Source organism: Tumebacillus avium (assembly GCF_002162355.1).
GTDB classification, from domain to species: domain Bacteria; phylum Bacillota; class Bacilli; order Tumebacillales; family Tumebacillaceae; genus Tumebacillus_A; species Tumebacillus_A avium.
Genome location: NZ_CP021434.1, coordinates 2187636 through 2206788, shown reverse-complemented (window position 1 = coordinate 2206788; position 19153 = coordinate 2187636). Strand labels below are relative to the sequence as shown.

Below are 19153 nucleotides of genomic sequence, written 5' to 3'. Positions count from 1 at the left end.
AAAAACACCTCGTCAGCATTTGCTGTTCGAGGTGCCCTATCATATTACACAGTAAGTACGCACTCTGTTTGTACCCGATTCATCAATCGCCCGATGTCTTCAGGGCAGCGTTGCTTGATTCTTGCCCACTGTTTCATCGAAACATTCATCAATTCAGCCCGTCCTTGATCCGGATCATCAAATAAGCAATTTCTTTCGAGACTTTGTAGAAATATTTCTCCTTGGGGTCTCGCTCGCTGCGAATCTCAGCCCAACTCCAACCTTTCGGCAAATCCAAGCCGGCCAACGCCCATACCTCAATTTCTTGATGTGCATTTTCAGTAATAAAACTCTGATTTGATCGTAAGGAAAGCTTTAACTGTGCCTCGATCCCCGCTAGTTTCTCGTGTCTATATTCATTCGCATCCCGGTCGACCAACAACAAGAACAGGTCAACCATCTTATACATTTCAATGACCTCTTCTTTCAACCGATCAATTTTCGTGCAGTCTTCAAATCCGCGAAACCTTGGATTTGTACAGACGATAACCTTTGCGTTTGGCTTTCCCGCTTCTTCGCAAATCTTTCGCACGATAGGCTGAACAATATGTTGATCGTAAACATAGTCCTCCGTGATTACCAGCACTTTAAAACTCATGTCGTCACTCCTCGTCCATGAACTCCAAAATGTTTTCAAACCAATTGGAAAGATGCATCTCAGAGACGTTTTTGTTTTTGTGCAGCTCATCAAAGTCGGGGATGTCGACAACAGATTTGACCTCAGAAAATGCCCTGGCAGGTAATCTGTAGATAATCGAAAGGTTCTGGAGCGACTGTTCACTAAGAAAATCCAACATAAACGGTGAATGCGAGGTTAATACGAGTTGGATCTCGGAGTTTGCTGCTCGTTGTTCCATAAGCCGCACAAGAAGATGCAATCTGGAGGGATGAATCCCATTTTCAATTTCTTCAAGAAAATAGAACATCGCAGATTCTGGACTAAGCAGCGCAACAACGGTTGCCAAAAAGCGTAAAGTGCCATCAGAAGCGCTGTAGGCGGACGTCTTTCTGCCATTGGATTCAACCAAATGAAATACGACTTTCCCTTGCGTATCCTCGGAAAACTCAAAATCCACCACTTCTTGTGGAGACAGTTCCCTCAACCATTTTAAGAGCAGTTTCTTCCTGTCTTCATCAAAGCAAATTGCTTGCAGAACGGACGACAAATTCTCACCGCGGTCACTTAACTTGATCTGTCCTGGCAACGATGGTTGCCGCATTGCTTCGGGGGAGACATCTAAAAATCTCATCTTTCTCAACAAATAGATCAGGCCATATACATATGCTTTTACTTCTTCAGAAATAGAAGCATGATCTACAAGTTGTGTAAGTGCCGGGATGTCATTTCGAAACGCGTACTTTTTATGTGTACTACTCAGCTGATGAGGCTCTCCTACTTTAACTTTATTTTCTGTTCTGCTACGAAAGAGTACGTATCCTCTTTTGGAGTCGTATCCATGTATCCGTAAGCCTTCCGAGAGTACCTTCGGAGCATTTGCTTTTTCATGATCAAGAGCGATAGTCAGCCAGTATACGCCTGAGAATTCCTTGCTTTGTAACCCACTGCCCAACTTCGGCATTGAAAGCGCCCGGAATTCAATACCAATACGACATTCCTTTGCGCCGTTTCCACTAAAGATCATCTCTCGGGAACCGCCGCGAATTCCTTTCCAAAGCGGCACTCCGCCTTCGCCATATTTCTCGCCGATCGCCTCCGCCAATGTAAACCCTCTGGAAATACCGTGCAGAATTCGAAGCGCATCCTTGATATTGCTTTTCCCGCTGGCGTTTGTACCGATAAAAGAAGTCAAAGGACCCAATTTTATTGCGACTTTGACAAAACTCTTAAAATTATCAAGATAAATTTTTGTGATCAAATCAAACGCCCTCCCTCAACACCCCGTGTCACTATCAAATCTTTATAGGTGCATTTTATCCTAATTTTCCTTTATTAGATACATATTCTGCATAGAGGTGGTCATTCACAACCATTCGACAGCGAAAAAACACCCCGCCAGCATCTGCTGTCCGAGGTGTCCCTATGCGCGAATCAACTGATAATCCCGATACAACTCCGAAGCCCAATACTCCGGGCGGTGATGCTTGATATATTCCGCATTCTTCCGAATCGATTCCAAAAACCAAGAGTGCCTCACCATACACTGCGCATCTTCGTCCGAAATCAGATAGTCCCGAATGAGCGATTGCTCGACGCATTGTAAATACTCTTCGTGGCGCTCATAAGATTCATTTTGCTTCAACACGTATTTCCACCTCCGCTCGCCACAGATTTGGCACGAGTATATCTGATCCTGCTGAACACTGCCCACCCGCTATTCAAAAAAAAGCATCGCAGGTTTCCCTACGACGCTTTCAACTCCAAAATAATATCTCTCAACTCCGCAGCTCTTTCAAACTGCAGCGCCTTCGCCGCTTCTCGCATCTCTTGCTCGAGCTTGGCGATCAACTGGTCTTTGTCTTTCTTCGACATCTTCTCGAGGCCCTTTTCGACTTTGAGGGCTGCTTTCGGGTCGGTCGATTTGACCGCTTCGATGACGTCGCGGACTTTTTTGTTGATCGTTTGCGGGGTGATGCCGTGAATTTCGTTGTACTCGATCTGGATCTTGCGGCGGCGCTCCGTCTCTTTGATCGCGATGTCCATCGACTTGGTGATCTTGTCGGCGTACATAATAACCTGCCCGCCCGCATTTCGCGCGGCACGACCGATCGTCTGGATCAGCGAACGCTCGGCGCGGAGGAACCCTTCCTTGTCCGCATCGAGGATCGCAACGAGCGACACTTCCGGCAAGTCCAAGCCTTCGCGAAGCAGGTTGATCCCGATCAGCACGTCAAACGCCCCGATCCGCAGGTCACGCAAGATAACCATCCGCTCCAGCGCCTTGATATCGGAGTGCAAGTAGCGCACTTTAATCCCCAAGTCTTTGAAGTAGTCGGTCAGATCTTCCGACATCTTCTTGGTCAGCGTTGTCACCAGCACGCGCTCGTCTTTCGCGATGCGCTGGTTGATCTCGCCGACCAGGTCGTCGATCTGCCCTTTGATCGGACGCACATCGATCACCGGGTCCAGGAGACCGGTCGGGCGGATGATCTGCTCCACGACACGGGTGCTGTGCTCCTGCTCATAGTTGCCCGGCGTTGCCGTGACGTAGACCGCCTGCTTGAAGCTCTGCTCGAACTCGTCAAATTTCATCGGGCGGTTGTCTTTCGCCGACGGTAAGCGGAAGCCGTGATCGACGAGGACGTTTTTGCGCGCCTGGTCGCCGTTGAACATCCCGTTGATCTGCGGGATCGTCACGTGCGCCTCGTCGATGACCAGCAAAAAGTCGTCCGGGAAGTAATCGAACAACGTGCTTGGCTTGCTGCCTCGCGGACGGCCTTCCATGTGCAGGGAGTAGTTCTCAATCCCCGAGCAGAACCCGATCTCCGCCATCATCTCCAAGTCATAGTTGGTGCGCTGCTCCAAACGCTGCGCTTCCAAGAGCTTGCCGTTGTCGCGCAGCTCCTTGAGACGCTCTTCCAGCTCTTCGCGGATGCTTTTGATCGCATCCTGCATCTTGTCGCCCGAGGTCACAAAGTGCGACGCCGGGTAAATCGCCACATGCGAACGCGTGCCGACGATCTCGCCGGTCACCACATCGACTTCGGTGATCCGGTCGATCTCATCGCCAAAGAACTCCACCCGCACCGCCTGCTCCGAACGCTGCACCGGGAAGATCTCCACCACGTCGCCGCGCACGCGGAACGTCCCGCGGATGAAGTTGATGTCATTGCGCTCATACTGCATGTCGATCAGGCGGCGCAACACTTCATCGCGCGCTTTCTCCATCCCGACGCGCAGGGACATGACGAACTTGCTGTACTCGGTCGGCGAACCCAACCCGTAGATCGAAGACACCGACGCTACGACCACCACGTCGCTGCGCTCAATCAAAGAAGACGTCGCGGAGTGGCGCAGTTTTTCGATCTCGTCGTTGATCTTCGCATCTTTTTCAATAAAAGTATCGGAAGACGGGATGTACGCTTCCGGCTGATAGTAGTCATAGTAGGATACAAAATACTCCACCGCGTTGTTCGGGAAAAACTCCTTAAACTCGGCCGCCAACTGAGCAGCCAGCGTTTTGTTGTGCGCGATGATCAGGGTGGGCTTGTTCACTTTGGCAATGACGTTCGCCATCGTGAACGTCTTGCCGGAGCCGGTGACGCCAAGCAGCGTCTGGTGCCGTTCGCCTTGCTCAAGTCCTTCGACCAACTGCTCAATCGCCTGCGGTTGATCGCCTTGCGGTTTATATTCAGAAACCAGTTCAAAATTGCGCTGTTCTCTTACAAACTCCATATCGTTGCACCCCTTCCACTCTCCATTATACAACAACATGCAAATAAAAAAGGCAAGATCTGGCGATCTTGCCCTTACCCCTTATGGTTGAATCACATGCTCTTTGTCGATCGGCGAGATCGACTCCGCCTTGTGCTCGCGAAGCACGATCAGGTTGACGCGGCGGTTGGACGAACGGTTCTTCGCCGTGTCGTTTGGACCCAGCGGCATCGTGTCCGCATAGCCGACCGCATGCAGCCGCTTCGCCGGAACGCCTTTGCTTTCGATGTCATGCAACACGTTGATCGCGCGCGTCGCCGACAGCTCCCAGTTCGACGGGAAGCGGGCGTTGTTGATCGGCACGTTGTCCGTATGCCCTTCCACCGCGATCTCGTTCGGCACGATCTGCAAGAACGGCGCCATGCCGCCCAAGATGCGCTGCGCTTCCACTTTCAAAGTGGCGCTGCCCGACTCGAACAACGCCGTGTCGTTCAACGTGATCTGCACGCCGCGCTCGGTGTCGATCACGTTGATCTGGCCGGCGAGGTTGTTGTCGTGGATGAACTTCTCGACTTTTGCTTTCAGATCGTCGAGGCGCTGCTGTTCCTTCTCCGCCTCGGTCGCGCCGAGCTGCGTCTTGTCATCCTTGGCGTCTTTCTCGCCTTCTTTGGTCGTTTTCGAAATAATGCCTGTGTTGCCCATCGAATCGATCTGCACCTTGTTGTTCGGGTTGAGCGCCTTGTTCATCGACACCGACAAGGAGTCAAATTTAGACTGGTCGATCGACGACATCGCGTACATGACCACGAAGAAAATCATCAGAAGCGTGATCAAGTCCGCATAGGTGATCAGCCAGCGCTCATGGCTCTCATGACCGCCATGCCCTTTCTTACGCCGTCTCGACATTTGCTTCCCCTGCCTCCGCTTTCGGTACGCGCAAGTTCGGCGCCAGGAACGCCTTCAGCTTCTGACCGAGGATGTTCGGGTTCTCACCCGCTTGGATCGACAAGATCCCTTCGATCATCAATTCGCGGATCAACACTTCCTGCTTGGTGCGGTTCTTCAGCTTGGTTGCCATCGGCAGGTAGATGACGTTTGCCGATGCCACGCCGTACAGCGTCGCGATAAACGCGGTTGCGATCTGCGGCCCGAGGTTGGCGACGTCAGACAAACTCCCCAGCACGTGCACCAGACCCATTACGGTACCGATAATCCCCATCGTCGGAGCAAAACCGCCCGCTTGGTCCAGCGGCTGCACCGCTTTTTCGTGACGGGACTCGATGAAGGACAGTTCCGTTTCCAAAATGCTGCGCACCAGATCCGGGTCTACGCCGTCGACGACGAGGCGGACGCCATTTTTGAAAAATTCATCATCGTAGGTTTCAATGCGTTCTTCCAGCGCCAAGATCCCTTCACGGCGTGCGGTCGTCGCCAGCGAGACCAGCTCGTCGATCGTTTCCATCGGATCTTTCGGCTTGAAGGTAAAGGCGACTTTCAAGACTTGCGGGAGCTTCTTCAGCTCTTCCATCGGGGTGCCCAGCGCCACCGCGCCAAACGTGCCGCCGAAAACGATGATCGCTGCCGTTGGGGAGAGCAGCGCCGTCAAGTGGCCGCCTTCGAGTACGAAACCGCCTCCAAGCGCCACCAACCCCAGCAATAAGCCAATGACCGTTGTGATATCCATGTTTCGTTTCCTCCCAGAACTCTTCTACGTGTTCGATGTTTTTAGTGGTATGAAGATGGTGCCTGTTTCCCCCCGCCAACCAAGCGCCCCCACAGCCATCGCCACGGCGAGATCGAGCCCAGCCGCACATACTGGCGGGCGTGATCGTCCGGGACGAGGATGATGCCTAGTTGGTGATGATCCCCCATATAGATCGGCGTTGACGCAAATCTCGGCTCACCTTCCGGGGTGAGCACTTCAAGTTTGGCATACGCCGGATTCTGATTGATTGCAAAATGCAGTTCATACGGCGAGTTGACCGGCATGCCGTTGACTTTGACGATCGTCTCCCCCGACAACAGCCCGATCTCCTCCGCCGGCGATTTCGGCAGCACAGAGAGAATTTTCAACCCTTGCAGCGGGCGCACATACAGCGGCTGCCCGCTCTGCTCCTCACGCACTTCCCACAGAATCAACAGCTCATGCGCGATCGTGCAGAACAGCGCCGTCAGCCACAGCAGCGGGGCAAAATACGAACTGCCAATCGCCAGTCCGAGCAGTATCACGCTGTAGACGAGCAGATAGTTCGCTGTGCGCAGCGAGGTCTGACGCGGCGTCTTGGTCAAAGCCGCACCGGAAAAACCGAGGATCGCCGGCACCGGCACGATGGTCAGCCCTGCCCCGATCACGCCAAGCGACATCAGCGGCCACCAGTCCGGCACGGCAACGCCTGTGCCCGTTCCGGTGATGACAAACGCGCCCATCGGGATCACCCAGAACTTCTGCAGGATAAACCCGCCGATCAAACGCCCGCGCTTGCCTTCCACAAACACAGGCATCGGCGCCTGCGCCCCTTGAAAGCGGACGAGCAGCGCCTCGACGAGGTGCAGCACGGCGACCAGCGCCATCAGCTCCGGAATGTGCAAGCCTCGCAGGTCCTGATAGATGGTCATCAGCCACGCCGGACCGCCCGCAAACTCCGGCAGCGCCTGCAAGATCAGGCTGACCACGGAGAGCAGTCCGCCCGCATACGCAAAACAGACGTAGCGCACGTTGACCAGAGCCAGCACGAGCGCGACCACCCAGACATAGATCATATCGACCGGCGACAAGACCGCGCCGACCGCCGTCAGCAAAAGCGTGGCGAGCACACCGCCGCCGATGCCGAACAAAAACGAGCGCAGAAACTGCTCGAACACCGAGGTGCAGCGCACGCCGAACATCCGCCGCTCCATGCCGTTTTGCCGCAAATATTGCATCAGCACCAGCAGTAACGCTACATAAAAAAGAGGATGTGCCACGACTTTGGCCAGACCGGAGAAAACAGAGATCAAAAAGGATAGCTCAGTCACACTCACACGCCCCTTGTTCTCATGTCAAAACAATAATATCCAATAAAAAAAGACCCGAAGAGCCTTATGCTCCTCGGGTACAATACTTCGACATGTTTCGCCTGCTCTCCTGCTCCAATCCCTTATGGAATCATTTTACGGAGGACGCGCTCCGCCATCTCCAGTTGCAGGTCATTTTTCTTCAGCTTCTCTTGCAGCTGTTCCATCATCTTGATCGCCGTCGTGCCTTTGATCGTGCCGGTCGCTTCCAACTTGTTTGCCGTCTGGAACGCCTTGACCGCCTCGGTCGTCTTGGCGTCATAATAGCCGTCGAGACGGCCCGGCTTGAAGCCGAGGGCATCGAGCATCGTCTGCGCTGACTTAACCTCGTTGGAAAACTGCTCCTGGCGCATTTCCTTCTCCGGGTCGATCGCAGTCAAGGAGGCGTAGGCCGGCAGCTCAACTTTGTAATCCGGCTCGATGCCGTTTTTGTGTACCCAGTTGCCGTCCGGAGTCAGCCACTTGGCGATCGTGTATTTGATATCTGAGCCGTCATCAAACGACTTGGTGGTCTGCACGGTGCCTTTGCCAAACGACTTGGTGCCGATCAGCGGCACGTCGCCCGACTCTTTTAACGCGCCGGCCAGAATCTCGGCGGCCGATGCGGTGCCTTCGTCGATCAGCACGACGATCGGCAGGTCTTCTTTTTTCGCGTCCGACTTGTAGGTGTCTTTCGAGCCGTCGCGGTACTCGACCTGCAGGATCATCTTTCCTTCCGGCAGCAGCATGTCGACCATCTGCACCGTCTTGTCGAGCAGCCCGCCCGGATTTTGACGCACGTCGATGATCAGGCCTTTCATGCCTTGCGCCTTGAGATCGGTCAGCGCTTTGGAAAATTCGGTATAGGTCGTTTCCGACACTTTGGTGATCTGGATCTTGCCCATCTGCTCCGGCAGCATCTCCGAGTAGACGGTCTCCAGCGGAATCGTATCGCGCACCAAGCTAATGTTCAGTTCGCCTTGCTGGCCCGGACGCTCGATGACGAGCTCCGCCTTGGAGCCTTTTTTGCCGCGGATGTGCAGCACCGCTTCCGATGCGGTCATGCCGTCCAGCGATTTGCCGTCGACCGAGCGGATGCGATCGTTTGGCTTGATGCCGGCCTTTTCAGCCGGTGAGCCTTTGATCGGCGAGACGACGACAATTTTGCCTTCCTCTTCGCGGATCTCCGCGCCGATGCCTTCGAAGGAAGACTCGATGTTTTCGTGGAACTGCTGCGCCTCTTGTGGCGCCATGTAGGTGGAGTACGGGTCTTCGAGCGACTTGATCATGCCTTCGATCGCACCGTTGAGCAGTGTATCGCTTTTCGCTTCTTGGTAATACGACTTCTGAAGCGTATTGTAAGTGTCCATCAGCTTGGTAAACTCCGGCGTCGCAGTCGAGCTGCCCGGAAGAGCGCTTGTCCCGTTGTTGCTCGTGACCAGCGCGGTCACCCCGCTGCTGATCCCGATGCTTGCGATCAGCGCCAGAGCCAAGTAGCGGCCTCGGATATACATCGTCTTCTGCACCACCTTTATCTCTTTGTCTCACAAAAGCAAAACTTCATTTTATTATACTCTATCCGCCCGATGATAGTACAACACCCCTCCGCATCGGGAAGGGTGTTCAAAAAATTGTAGATTTATGCTGCGGATTAGAGATACGTATACGGATCGATATCTTTACCGTTCTGATAGACGCCAAAATGCAGGTGCGGGCCGGTCGAACGTCCCGTGGAGCCGACTTTGCCGATGATCTGGCCTTGGCCGACTTCCTGTCCGACCGAGACCAGCACGCCGCCGTTGACCAGATGCCCGTACAGCGTCCAGAGGTCGCCGCCGTGGTCGATGATGATGCAGTTGCCAAAGCCGGAGACCCAGCCTGCCGTGATCACGATGCCGCCTTGGGCAGCCGCCACATCGGTGCCGGTCGCCGCCGCGATGTCGAGCCCGTTATGGCCGGCGCGCTGTCCGGTGAACGGGTCGATGCGGTTGCCCCACTCCGAGGACACCCAGCCGCCGCTCGGCACCGGCCAGGCGAACGGGCCGGACAGTGCCGGAGCGCCATTGCCGCCGCCGTTGCCCGGGTTCTGCGTGGCCTGCTTGTTGCGCTCTTCGCTGATCTGCTGCTGCAGGGCGTAGATCGCGTTGATCGAGGATTCCTGAATGTCGCGCTGTTCCGCTTCGATGCGCTCCTGCTCGGACTTGTTCGACTCGAGCTGGACGGCGATCTCTTCCTTTTGCGCTTTCAGGCCGTCGAGCTGCGTCTTTTGTTCGAGCTGTGTGGACTGCATGCCGACGAGAGTGGTCTTTTCCTCTTCCATCTGCTTTTTCTTCTGCGCGATCAGTTCGCGGTCTTCTTTGTTCTTTTTCAGAATGACCGTGTCCTGTTCGAAGATCATCTGCAGGGCGTTAAATCGCTCCAGGAAGTCGGAGAAGGAGGTGGAGCCGAGCAGCACTTCGAGGTACTGCACTTCCCCTTGTTCATACATCAGGCGGAGGCGTTCTTTGAGCAGCTTGTCCCGCTCTTTAACGCGCTTTTCCGCCTCTTCAAGCTCACGCTGCGTGCGCTCGATCTGCTGACCCTTTTTGTAAATCTCGGTCTGCAGACGGGCGATCTCGCCTTCCTTTTCGTCGATCTGCGCGGAGAGCGTTTCGATCTCGGACGCGTTGACGTTGATCTGCTGTTGAAACTGTTCTTTTAACTCTTTGGCCGCTTTCTCTTTCTCGCGGGCCTCGTCGAGCTTGCTCTGCTCGTTTTGCTGCTGTTCTTGCAGATCGTTCAGATCGGCGATTGCGGCTTGCGGCACCAACATGGCCAGCGCCAGCGCAGACGCGATACCCAAAGTCAGGCGTTTGTGAGACTTGAATTGCATGTTCATGGTCTCCCTTCCCAAAGCGACAAATGTTTAGCCCGCATCGGCTGCGGACAAACTGGAAACATGAGGTTAAATACGCAGGAAACGACTGATCGACATCACCGAGCCGATCATCCCGATCAAAGCGCCGATCCCAAGCAGGATCGCCGCGACCGAGTACATCAGCGGATCGAAATCGGCAAAGCGGAACAGCATGATGCCCGGCACGTTTTTCGTCAGGTAGTCATAGCCGATGCCAAGCGTGAGGATCGGCAGGGCCGAACCAAGCACGCCGATCAGGAGGCCTTCGATCAGGAACGGCCAGCGGATAAACCAGTTGGTCGCCCCGCAGAGCTTCATGATCTCGATCTCTTTGCGGCGGGCAAAGATCGTCACCTTGATCGTGTTGTTGATCAGGAACAGGGCCGTAAAGCACAGCCCGATGACAAAAACAGCTCCTGCGTTGCGCACCATCGCGGTGACGTCAAACAGCTGGTCGATCGACTTGTCGCCGTATTCGGCCTTTTCCACAAGGTTCAACGTGCGAATCTTGGCGGCGAGGGCGGATGTTTGCTGCGGGTCCTGCGCTTTTACCCGAAAGACGTCAGGCAGCGGATTGTCCTGCTCGAGACCGTCGAGCAAGTCGCCATTGTCAGCAAACTTGTCCTTTAAACTCACCAAGCCGTCCTCTTTCGGCACAAAGACGATCTCGGAGACGCCGGGCAGATTTTTCAGCTGGCGTTCCAGTTCGACGATCTGTGCGCGTTCGGTGCCGTCGACGACCGAGACGCTGATCAGGACTTGCTTTTCTAACTGATAGGAAAACTGCTGCACATTGTAGGCGAGCAGAAGGAACACACCAAGCAAAAGCAAAGTGACCGTGACGGCAGACAAGGATGCAAACGTCATCCAGCCGTTGCGGGTCAGGTTCTTAAACCCTTCGCGGCCGTGACGGTTGAACGTGCTAATTTTCATAGCCGTATACCCCCCGTTTCTGGTCGCGGACGATCTGGCCGCCTTCGATGGCGATGACGCGGCGTTTCATGGTGTTGACAATCTCTTTGTTGTGGGTCGCCATCACGATCGTCGTGCCGCGGCGGTTGATCTCTTCAAACAAATCCATGATCTCCCAAGACGTTTCCGGGTCAAGGTTCCCCGTCGGCTCATCGGCGATGATAACTGCCGGGGAGTTGATCAGGGCGCGCGCGATCGACACGCGCTGCTGCTGGCCGCCGGACAATTGGTTCGGGAAAGCGTTCGCTTTCTCGGTCAGCCCGACCAGTTCCAGCACTTCCGGAACACGGGCTTTAATTTTGCGTTTTGGCGCTTCGATGACTTCGAGCGCAAACGCGACGTTTTCGTAGACAGTAATGTTCGGCAGGAGCTTGAAATCCTGGAAGACGACGCCGATCTGGCGGCGCATCAGCGGGATCTTGCGCTCTTTGAGCCGTTCGATGTTGAATCCGTTGACGAAGATCGATCCTTTGGTCGGACGTTCTTCGCGGTACATCAATTTAATAAACGTGGATTTCCCGGCGCCGCTCGGCCCGACCACGTAGACAAACTCGCCCTTGTCAATGCGTACGCTCACACCTTGTAACGCGACGGAGCCGTTCGGATAGTTCTTCCAAACGTCATGCATCTCGATCATCGTTTCACACCACTTTCTAGTCTGATTTGTCGGCTCGTGCCGCTAAGACGATGTCGAACAAAGAGACAAATGGCCATACGCCACTCTACACTATTCGACGCACCTGTGTCAGTTCCTGTAATAAAATGCTGGAATGATAAGAAAAAACACCCGGAGGCGGGTGTTTTTGTTTTTTGCTTTAGATATCTTAACGCTCCTCCACCGTCTTGCTCGCGACCATTCCCGCATCTTCTTTCGAACCGAAGCGGGTCTGGAAAAAGAGCACGAGGCGCTTGATGCCAAGCACGGCGATCAGGATGCCGATCAGGACGAGCACGATGGTGCCGCCGGGCGGGATGTCTTGGTAGAAGGAGAGGGTGAGGCCGGACAGGACGCCGACCAGACCGATCACGACGGCCAACACGACCGCCAGGGTGAAACCTTTGCTCAGCCGCAGCGCGATCGCTGCCGGCAGGACCATCAGGGAGGAGACGAGCAGGACGCCGACGATCGGCATCGAGACCGCCACGACCAGACCGGTCAGCAGCGAAAAGGACAACGACAGCCAGCGGGTCGGAATGCCGCTCACTTCTGCCGTCTCTTCATCAAATGTCAACACGTACATCGGACGCCAGAGGAAGAAGAAAAAGAGCGCGCATAACACCATCACACCCGCCATCACCATCAGGTCGGTGGCGTTGACGGCGATGATCGAGCCAAACAGATAGGAAGTGAAGCTGCGGCTCACCCCTTGGTTCATGCTCATCAGGACCAGCGCCGTTGCGAGGCCCCCGGACATCAGGATCGCGATCGACAGCTCGCTGTAGGAGCGGAACGACCGTCGTAACGTATCAACCAAAATCGCGCCAAACAGCGCCGCCGCCATGCCGGTCAGCATCGGGTAGTAGCCGAGCAGAGCGCCCAGCGCCACCCCGGCCAGCGAGACGTGCGACAGGGTCTCCGCCACCAGCGACTGGCGGCGCAGGACGATGTAGACGCCGATCACGGGGGCGATCAGCGCGATCATGCCGCCGGCGAGGAAGGCGTTTTTCAAAAAGCCGTATTGCAGCATCTCCAACACTTAGCTCACCCCTTCCTCTTGCTTCTGGCGCAGGATCGGCTGCTGGTCATCATAGCAGCAGTACAGCGGCAAGGTCTCCGGACGGCGTGCCAGATCCATGCGTTCGCGGAACTGCTCCGGGGTGCCGTCAAAGCGGATCCACTTGTCGAGGACGAGCAGGCGGGTCAGACGCGGCAACGTTTCTTCCAGATCGTGCGTGACCATCAACACGGTGCGGCCGTGCGCTTCGACCTGATGTTGCAGCAGGTCGTAGAACAAGGTGCGGGCGGTGACGTCCATGCCGGTCGTCGGCTCGTCAAGCACGAGCAGGTCGGGCTCGAGGACGAGGGTGCGGGCCAAGCAGACGCGCTGCTTTTGACCGCCGGAGAGCTCGCCGATCTTGCGTTTGCGGTGCTCCCACATGCCGACTTGGCGCAGGACGTGTTCGACGCGGGCGACTTCATCCTTAGGCAGCAGGCCAAACCAGCGTTTGCGCGTGAAGAGGCCGGAGCGCACCAGTTCATAGACGGTGCTCGGGAAGCCGACATTAAAGGAAGCGATCTCCTGCGGCACGTAGCCGATCACGACCGGCTTGCCGTTTTCTTTCTGTTTCTCGATCGCAACCGAACCGCGCTGCGGCGTGAGCAGCCCGAGCAGCAGCTTCAAGGTCGTCGTCTTGGCCGAACCGTTTGGCCCGGTCAGCCCGATAAATTCCGACTTGCGAATCGTCAGGTTCAGTCCGTCCAGCACCGGCGTGTGGCCGTAGCCAAACACCACGTCGTTCATGTTCGCGAGTTCCATCTGCAATCCCCCTTTCAATTGAGCAAAATCAAAAGCAAATGCCGGTGCCAAAGCGCATTCCAGCCTGCACTTCGACCCCGGTTCTTCAAATGCAGTTCTCGAGACCACAGTTCGAATCAAAGTTCTTCAGATTGCTATTTATTTCGAAAGAGCTTTCGTAAGCTCTTCGAGATTTTTCTTCATGACGCCGATGTAATCAAGACCGCTCTTCTTTTCCTCTTCCGTCAGGCCTTCGAGCGGGTTCAGCACGGCAGTTTCCGCGCCAACTTCTTTGGCGACCGCCTGGGCGACTTTTGGTGAGGCGAGGGTTTCGAAGAAGATCGTTTTCACGTTGTGCGCTTTGGCAAACGCCACGATGTCTTTCATCTCCGCTGCCGTCGGCTCATTTTCCGGCGAGATGCCGGAGATCGGCACCTGCTCCAAGCCGTAGCGCTTCGCCAGGTAGGCGAACGCGGTGTGCGAGGTGACGATTTCGTTGGACTTCATATCTTTCAAGCCGGTTTGGAAAGCCGCATCCAGCGTTTTCAACTCGGCGATATATGCATCTGCATTCTTCTGATAGTCCGCTTTGTGTGCCGGGTCGGCCGTTTGCAGCATCGCCGCGATCTCCTGCACTTCATGCTGGGCCAGCACCGGGTCGAGCCAGGTGTGCGGGTCGACAGCGCCGTGCGTATGCTCCTCTGTGTGGTCGCCGGCTTCTTCATGCTCTTGATGGCCTTCGACCAGTTCCGCGCCATGCGATGCTTCCACGATTTTCAGGTCTTGGTTGTTGACCGTTTGCAGCACGTCATCAACCCACGCTTCGAACCCTGCACCATTATATACGAAAACGTCCGCTTCGGAAATGCGTGCAACGTCTTTTGCCGTTGGTTCCCAGTCGTGCGGTTCCGTTCCGGCCGGCACCAGCACCGAGACATCGGCAAGATCTCCCGCCACTTTTTGCGTAAACTCATACATCGGGTAGAACGTCGTCACCACTTGCACTTTATCGGAAGCAGACCCTTTGCCTGCGCCTTGGTTGGATGAATCGCCGCAGCCCGTGAGCAAAAGCGAAGTCGAAAACAGAGTTGCTGCTGTTAGTTTCCACCATTTGTTCATTCTGCAAACTCCCCCTAAAACGTAATCATTACGAAATACCACGCTCTCAATATACTCCTTTTGCATTCGTTTGTAAATCGTAACACTTACGATTGTTGCCACAAAAAAGAACACTCAACCTCCTTTTGCGGAGATTGAGTGCCTTTTTCTTCCTGTTTTTACTTATTGATTGAGCGCCGTTTCCAAGATCTTGAGGTTCTCTTCCATCACGGTGATGTAGCCTTTCGTTGCGCTCGGGTCGGTTTTGCCTTCGTACGGGTTGAGGATGCCCGCTGTGTAGCCCATTTGGAACAGGAACTCCTGCACGCGCGGCGCTGCTTCCCCTTCGAAGAAGATCACTTTGGCGTCATGCTTGGCGAAATCCGCTTTGACCGCGTTCATCTCGTTCACCTGATCCATCGGATAGTCGTTGATGGCGATCGAAGTCGGAACGTAGTAGTTCAGGCCGTAGCGTTTGGTGAGATATTGGAACGCCGGGTAAGGCGACACGATTTCTTTGCGTTTTACTTTCGCCAAGGTGTCGGCGTATTTTTTATCGAGTTCGTCGAGCTTGACTTTGTAAGCGTCGGCGTTCTTTTTGAATTCTTCTGCGTAGGCCGGCGCTTTTTTGGAGAGCGCGGCGGCGATGGTGTCGACTTCTTTTTTCGCGTTTTGCGGGTCGAGGAAGTGCCACGGGTCGACGCGCTTTTTCGCTTTGTCCTCTTCGGAGGCGTCCGGGTTGTAGTAGCGGAGCAGATCCAGCTCTTCGACCCCTTCGGAGGCGTCGATGACGAGCAGGTCTTCGTTTTTGATCTTCACGGTCGCGAAGGTCTGGTCCCACCAGCGGTCTTCCACGCCGTTGCCGTTGAGCACCATCACGTCCGCCTTTTCCAGATCGCGCATGTCTTTAAGCGTCGGTGCCCACTGCCAGAAGTTCTGCCCGGCCGGCATAAACGTGGCCACTTCCACCTTGTCGCCGCCGATCTCTTTGGCAAAATTGCCCTGGGCCTGGAACGTGGTGTACACCACCACTTTTTCCCCTTCCTTGACCGTCTTGCCTACCGCTTGTTCGCCGGAATCGGAACAGCCGGCCGCCGTAAGCGCCAAGCTAAGCCCCAGTGTGATCGCTGCCATCTTTTTCGCCATACGTTTCATCGAAGTGACCTCCCTGTTTCTCTCTGTTTCTCTGTACGGTGTGTCTATTATTTATTCGAAAATTCGATCTCTTACAGGCATTGTATTATAAAAGCTCACCCGAAGTCTATAAGGGTATTTTACAACACTCTGACAGAATTGTGACTTCCAAAATCTTGAAAAAAGAAAACAGACTGCCCAAGAGGCAGTCTGTGCCGATCATCCTCACAGTTGCGCAAGAATCTCCATCAGTTACTCATACCGCAACGACTCGATCGGCTGCATCCGGGCCGCTTTGTTGGCCGGGTAGAGGCCGAAGAAAATCCCTACCGCTGCTGAGAAACCGAATGCCAGCAGGATCGTCCACCACGAGACGAGGAACGGCCAGCCGGTGAAAAGCGAGAAGATGCCGGCGGCGATCAGGCCGAGCAAGGTGCCGAGCAGACCGCCGAGGAAGCAGAGGATGACCGCTTCCACCAAAAACTGGCGCATGATCATGCCCGGTGTCGCGCCGATCGCTTTGCGAATCCCGATCTCGCGGGTGCGCTCGGTGACGGAGACGAGCATGATGTTCATCACGCCGATTCCCCCGACGAGCAGCGAGATGCCGGCGATCGAACCGATGATCGTCTGCACCACGTTAAACGCCGACTTCACCGCTTCCTGCGTCTCTTCGCCCGTTTGGGCGATGTAGTTCGACGCCGCCGTGTTGTGACGCTTGGCGAGCAGTTGTCTCACCGCTTTGACCTGCTCGCGGACTTCCTCTTCATCCGCTTGCACCGCTTTGGCCTGAATGTACTGCACGTCGCGCACTTCGCCTGCACCCGGCAGCGCCCCGATCGGCAGGAACGCCGTGTACACGTTGCCAGCCAGCCCGGCCAACAGCGATTCCTCCGGCTTGTAGACGCCGACGATGCGGTAGACGCTGCTGTTTAAAGTCACTTTTTTGTTCAACGCGCTGGCTGCCGAGCCGTACTGTGCTTCGGCGTACTTCAGCTCCACGACCAGCGCTTTCTGCCGCGAACGCTCTTCGCCCGCTGTAAAAAAGCGCCCCGCTGCCAGCTTCATGTTGTTGATCTTGGTGTAGTCGGCGTTGGTGCCGTTCAGCGTGAAGTTGAGCGTCTCTTTGCCTTTCTTCGACTCCGCCGGAAGCGTGAGCAGACCAACCGCTGCGTCGATGCCCTTGAGACGCTTGATCTGCTCCACATCGTCGACCGTCACGCCGCCCGTGTCGCCTTGGCTCTGCGGGATGACGATAAACGAGCCGTCCGCCACTTGGCCCAGTTCACTGACCAAAGACGACTTCCCGGCCTGCCCGATCGAGACGACGGCGATGACCGCCGCGACACCAACCACGATGCCGATGATCGTGAGAAAGGAGCGCATTTTGTTGACGCGGACGTTCTCCAGCGCGAGGAGCATGCTTTCCCACAGATTCATGCCAGCACCTCCCCAGACGCGCGGTGCTCATTGATCACATCTTCACGGATCACACCGTCGCCAAAGCGCAGCACGCGCTTGGCATGCTCGGCGATGTCCGCTTCGTGCGTGACGAGAATCACCGTCGCACCTTCGTCGTTGATCTGCCGGAACAGGTGCATGATGTCGAGCGATGACTTGGAGTCGAGGTTCCCCGTCGGCTCGTCGGCGAGCAGGATCGGCGGGTTCATCGCCAAAGCGCGGGCGATGGCGACGCGCTGCTTCTGCCCGCCGGACAGCTCGTTTGGACGATGGCCGAGACGGTCGGCCAGCCCGACTTTGGCGAGCAGTTCGGCCGCCCGCTCCGTGCGCTCCGCTTTCGGCACCCCGCCGTAGAGCATCGGCAGCTCGACATTTTTCAAAATCGTCTGGCGCGGCAGCAAGTTGAAGCTCTGGAAGACAAAGCCGATCTTCTGATTGCGCACGATCGCCAGCTCATCTTCCGTCAAGCTCTGCACCTCTTCGCCGTCCAGTACGTAACGTCCCGCAGACGGGATGTCGAGACAGCCGAGCAGGTTCATCAAAGTCGACTTGCCAGAGCCGGACGGGCCCATGATCGCGACAAATTCGCCCTTGTCGATCAACAGGTCGGTCGGATGGAGCGCCTGCACTTCCAGCCCGCCTTGGTCGTAGGTTTTGGAAATGCCGTTCAGGGTGATCATTGCACCTTCACCTTTTTGCCTGCACGCAGGTCTTCCGGGACGCTGGCGATGATCTCATCCCCGGCGGACAGGCCTTTGAGGATCTCGACGTTTGCCTCATCCTCTTTGCCCGCCTCGACTTCCACTTCTACCGCTTTGCCGTTTTCGACGCGGTAGACGTACGCGTTGTCGCCTTCGCGCTTCAGCGCTTCCAGCGGCACCAGCGGGTGTTTTTCCGCTTCGGTCAAGGTGATCTCCACCGTCGCGTTGTAGCCTGGACGCAGCTGCGGAGCCGGGTTGTCGAGGGCGACGACCATCTCGACGGACGGCTCTTTGGCGGCCGGATTCGGGACCGCTGCTGTCGGAGCCAGATATGTGACTTTGCCCGGATAGGTGTTCTCGGCAAAAGCGTCTCCGCTGACGGTGACGGCGAGGTCTTGTTTCACTTTGCCCGCGTCCAGTTCGCCAACCTGCGCCCGCACCTGCAAGGTGCCTGGGTTGGCGATGACCAGCGCCGGAGCGCCTTCCATCAGCATTTGGCCTGCTTTGATCTCCACCTGGGTCACCACGCCCGCTTGCGATGCGGTGACAGTTGCGGAGGCGATTTTTTTCTGCACCGCTTCGACCGCCATCTTAGCGTTTTCGATCTTCAGGTCGTACAAGGTCAGGTCGATCTCCTGATCGGGCAAGAGCGGGTTGTCGTTGGCCGCTTCATTTTGCCTGACCGCCGCCGCGCGTTCCGCTTCAGCGATCTTGACGTTGTTCTGCTCCATCTTCAGCTGCTGCTGCAGGTCCTCGACACGCAAGGTGTACAAAGCCTGGCCTTTTTTCACCGTGTCGCCCGGCTTGACTTCGAGCTTGGCGACCACGCCGCTGGCCGGGGCAAAATAGTTCTGCACCTCGGCCGACTCCAACTGCCCGCTGGCAAACACCGTTTCGGTGATCGCGCCTTCTTCCGCCGCCGCGACGGTGACGTCGATCGTTTTGTTCATATTGTAGACGTTCGCCCCGACGAGTCCGATGACCGACACGGCGATGACAGAACCCCAGATGACTTTTTTGTTCATGGCGC

At 55.8% G+C, this 19153-nt stretch carries 18 protein-coding genes; all 18 read right to left on the bottom strand.

Annotated elements, in window-relative coordinates; translation table 11 throughout:
- Window positions 1–148 precede the first annotated feature (148 nt).
- The gene (locus CBW65_RS10610; protein WP_087456779.1) at window positions 149–637 is read right to left on the bottom strand and encodes a hypothetical protein; all 489 of its coding nucleotides are present in this window, start codon (window positions 635–637) and stop codon (window positions 149–151) included.
- A 4-nt stretch (window positions 638–641) separates the two neighbouring features.
- Entirely contained in the window at window positions 642–1916 is a 1275-nt protein-coding gene (locus CBW65_RS10605; RefSeq protein WP_087456778.1) for an AAA family ATPase, read from the bottom strand.
- Window positions 1917–2078: 162 nt separating this feature from the next.
- A complete protein-coding gene (locus tag CBW65_RS10600; protein ID WP_157721884.1) occupies window positions 2079–2300 on the bottom strand; it encodes a hypothetical protein in 222 nt (73 codons plus the stop codon).
- Between the two features lie 101 nt (window positions 2301–2401).
- Window positions 2402–4393 (bottom strand): excinuclease ABC subunit UvrB, encoded by a 1992-nt coding sequence (gene uvrB, locus CBW65_RS10595; RefSeq protein ID WP_087456776.1) that lies wholly within the window; start codon window positions 4391–4393, stop codon window positions 2402–2404.
- A gap of 81 nt (window positions 4394–4474) precedes the next feature.
- On the bottom strand, window positions 4475–5278 hold the full coding sequence (locus CBW65_RS10590; RefSeq protein ID WP_087456775.1) for a flagellar motor protein MotB: 804 nt from the start codon (window positions 5276–5278) through the stop codon (window positions 4475–4477).
- A complete protein-coding gene (locus CBW65_RS10585; protein WP_087456774.1) occupies window positions 5262–6056 on the bottom strand; it encodes a flagellar motor protein in 795 nt (264 codons plus the stop codon). The genes CBW65_RS10590 and CBW65_RS10585 overlap by 17 nt, the downstream gene beginning before the upstream one ends.
- Window positions 6057–6097: 41 nt before the next feature.
- Window positions 6098–7387 (bottom strand): PDZ domain-containing protein, encoded by a 1290-nt coding sequence (locus CBW65_RS10580; protein WP_087456773.1) that lies wholly within the window; start codon window positions 7385–7387, stop codon window positions 6098–6100.
- A 122-nt stretch (window positions 7388–7509) separates the two neighbouring features.
- Window positions 7510–8919 carry a S41 family peptidase gene (locus CBW65_RS10575; RefSeq protein WP_157721883.1) on the bottom strand — a complete coding sequence of 470 codons (1410 nt, stop codon included), beginning with the start codon at window positions 8917–8919 and terminating at the stop codon, window positions 7510–7512.
- Between the two features lie 137 nt (window positions 8920–9056).
- A complete protein-coding gene (locus CBW65_RS10570) occupies window positions 9057–10277 on the bottom strand; it encodes a murein hydrolase activator EnvC family protein (protein WP_157721882.1) in 1221 nt (406 codons plus the stop codon).
- A 72-nt stretch (window positions 10278–10349) separates the two neighbouring features.
- Complete coding sequence (gene ftsX / locus CBW65_RS10565; RefSeq protein ID WP_087456770.1) at window positions 10350–11234, bottom strand: permease-like cell division protein FtsX; 885 nt, start codon at window positions 11232–11234, stop codon at window positions 10350–10352.
- Entirely contained in the window at window positions 11224–11910 is a 687-nt protein-coding gene (ftsE, locus tag CBW65_RS10560; RefSeq protein WP_087456769.1) for a cell division ATP-binding protein FtsE, read from the bottom strand. Before ftsE ends, ftsX begins: the two co-directional genes overlap by 11 nt.
- A 187-nt stretch (window positions 11911–12097) precedes the next feature.
- Window positions 12098–12961, bottom strand: a complete 864-nt coding sequence (locus CBW65_RS10555) for a metal ABC transporter permease (protein ID WP_232463528.1) — start codon at window positions 12959–12961, stop codon at window positions 12098–12100.
- A 9-nt stretch (window positions 12962–12970) separates the two neighbouring features.
- Window positions 12971–13750, bottom strand: a complete 780-nt coding sequence (locus CBW65_RS10550; protein ID WP_087456768.1) for a metal ABC transporter ATP-binding protein — start codon at window positions 13748–13750, stop codon at window positions 12971–12973.
- 138 nt (window positions 13751–13888) lie between these two features.
- A complete protein-coding gene (locus tag CBW65_RS10545) occupies window positions 13889–14848 on the bottom strand; it encodes a metal ABC transporter substrate-binding protein (RefSeq protein ID WP_087456767.1) in 960 nt (319 codons plus the stop codon).
- 162 nt (window positions 14849–15010) lie between these two features.
- Window positions 15011–15982, bottom strand: coding sequence for a metal ABC transporter solute-binding protein, Zn/Mn family (locus CBW65_RS10540; protein ID WP_087456766.1), 972 nt, complete (start codon window positions 15980–15982; stop codon window positions 15011–15013).
- Between the two features lie 231 nt (window positions 15983–16213).
- Window positions 16214–17401 carry an ABC transporter permease gene (locus CBW65_RS10535; protein ID WP_087456765.1) on the bottom strand — a complete coding sequence of 396 codons (1188 nt, stop codon included), beginning with the start codon at window positions 17399–17401 and terminating at the stop codon, window positions 16214–16216.
- Window positions 17398–18102: an ABC transporter ATP-binding protein gene (locus CBW65_RS10530; protein WP_087456764.1), complete on the bottom strand. Its 705-nt coding sequence runs from the start codon at window positions 18100–18102 to the stop codon at window positions 17398–17400. The genes CBW65_RS10535 and CBW65_RS10530 overlap by 4 nt, the downstream gene beginning before the upstream one ends.
- On the bottom strand, window positions 18099–19148 hold the full coding sequence (locus CBW65_RS10525; RefSeq protein WP_087456763.1) for an efflux RND transporter periplasmic adaptor subunit: 1050 nt from the start codon (window positions 19146–19148) through the stop codon (window positions 18099–18101). Before CBW65_RS10525 ends, CBW65_RS10530 begins: the two co-directional genes overlap by 4 nt.
- Between the last annotated feature and the right edge of the window lie 5 nt (window positions 19149–19153).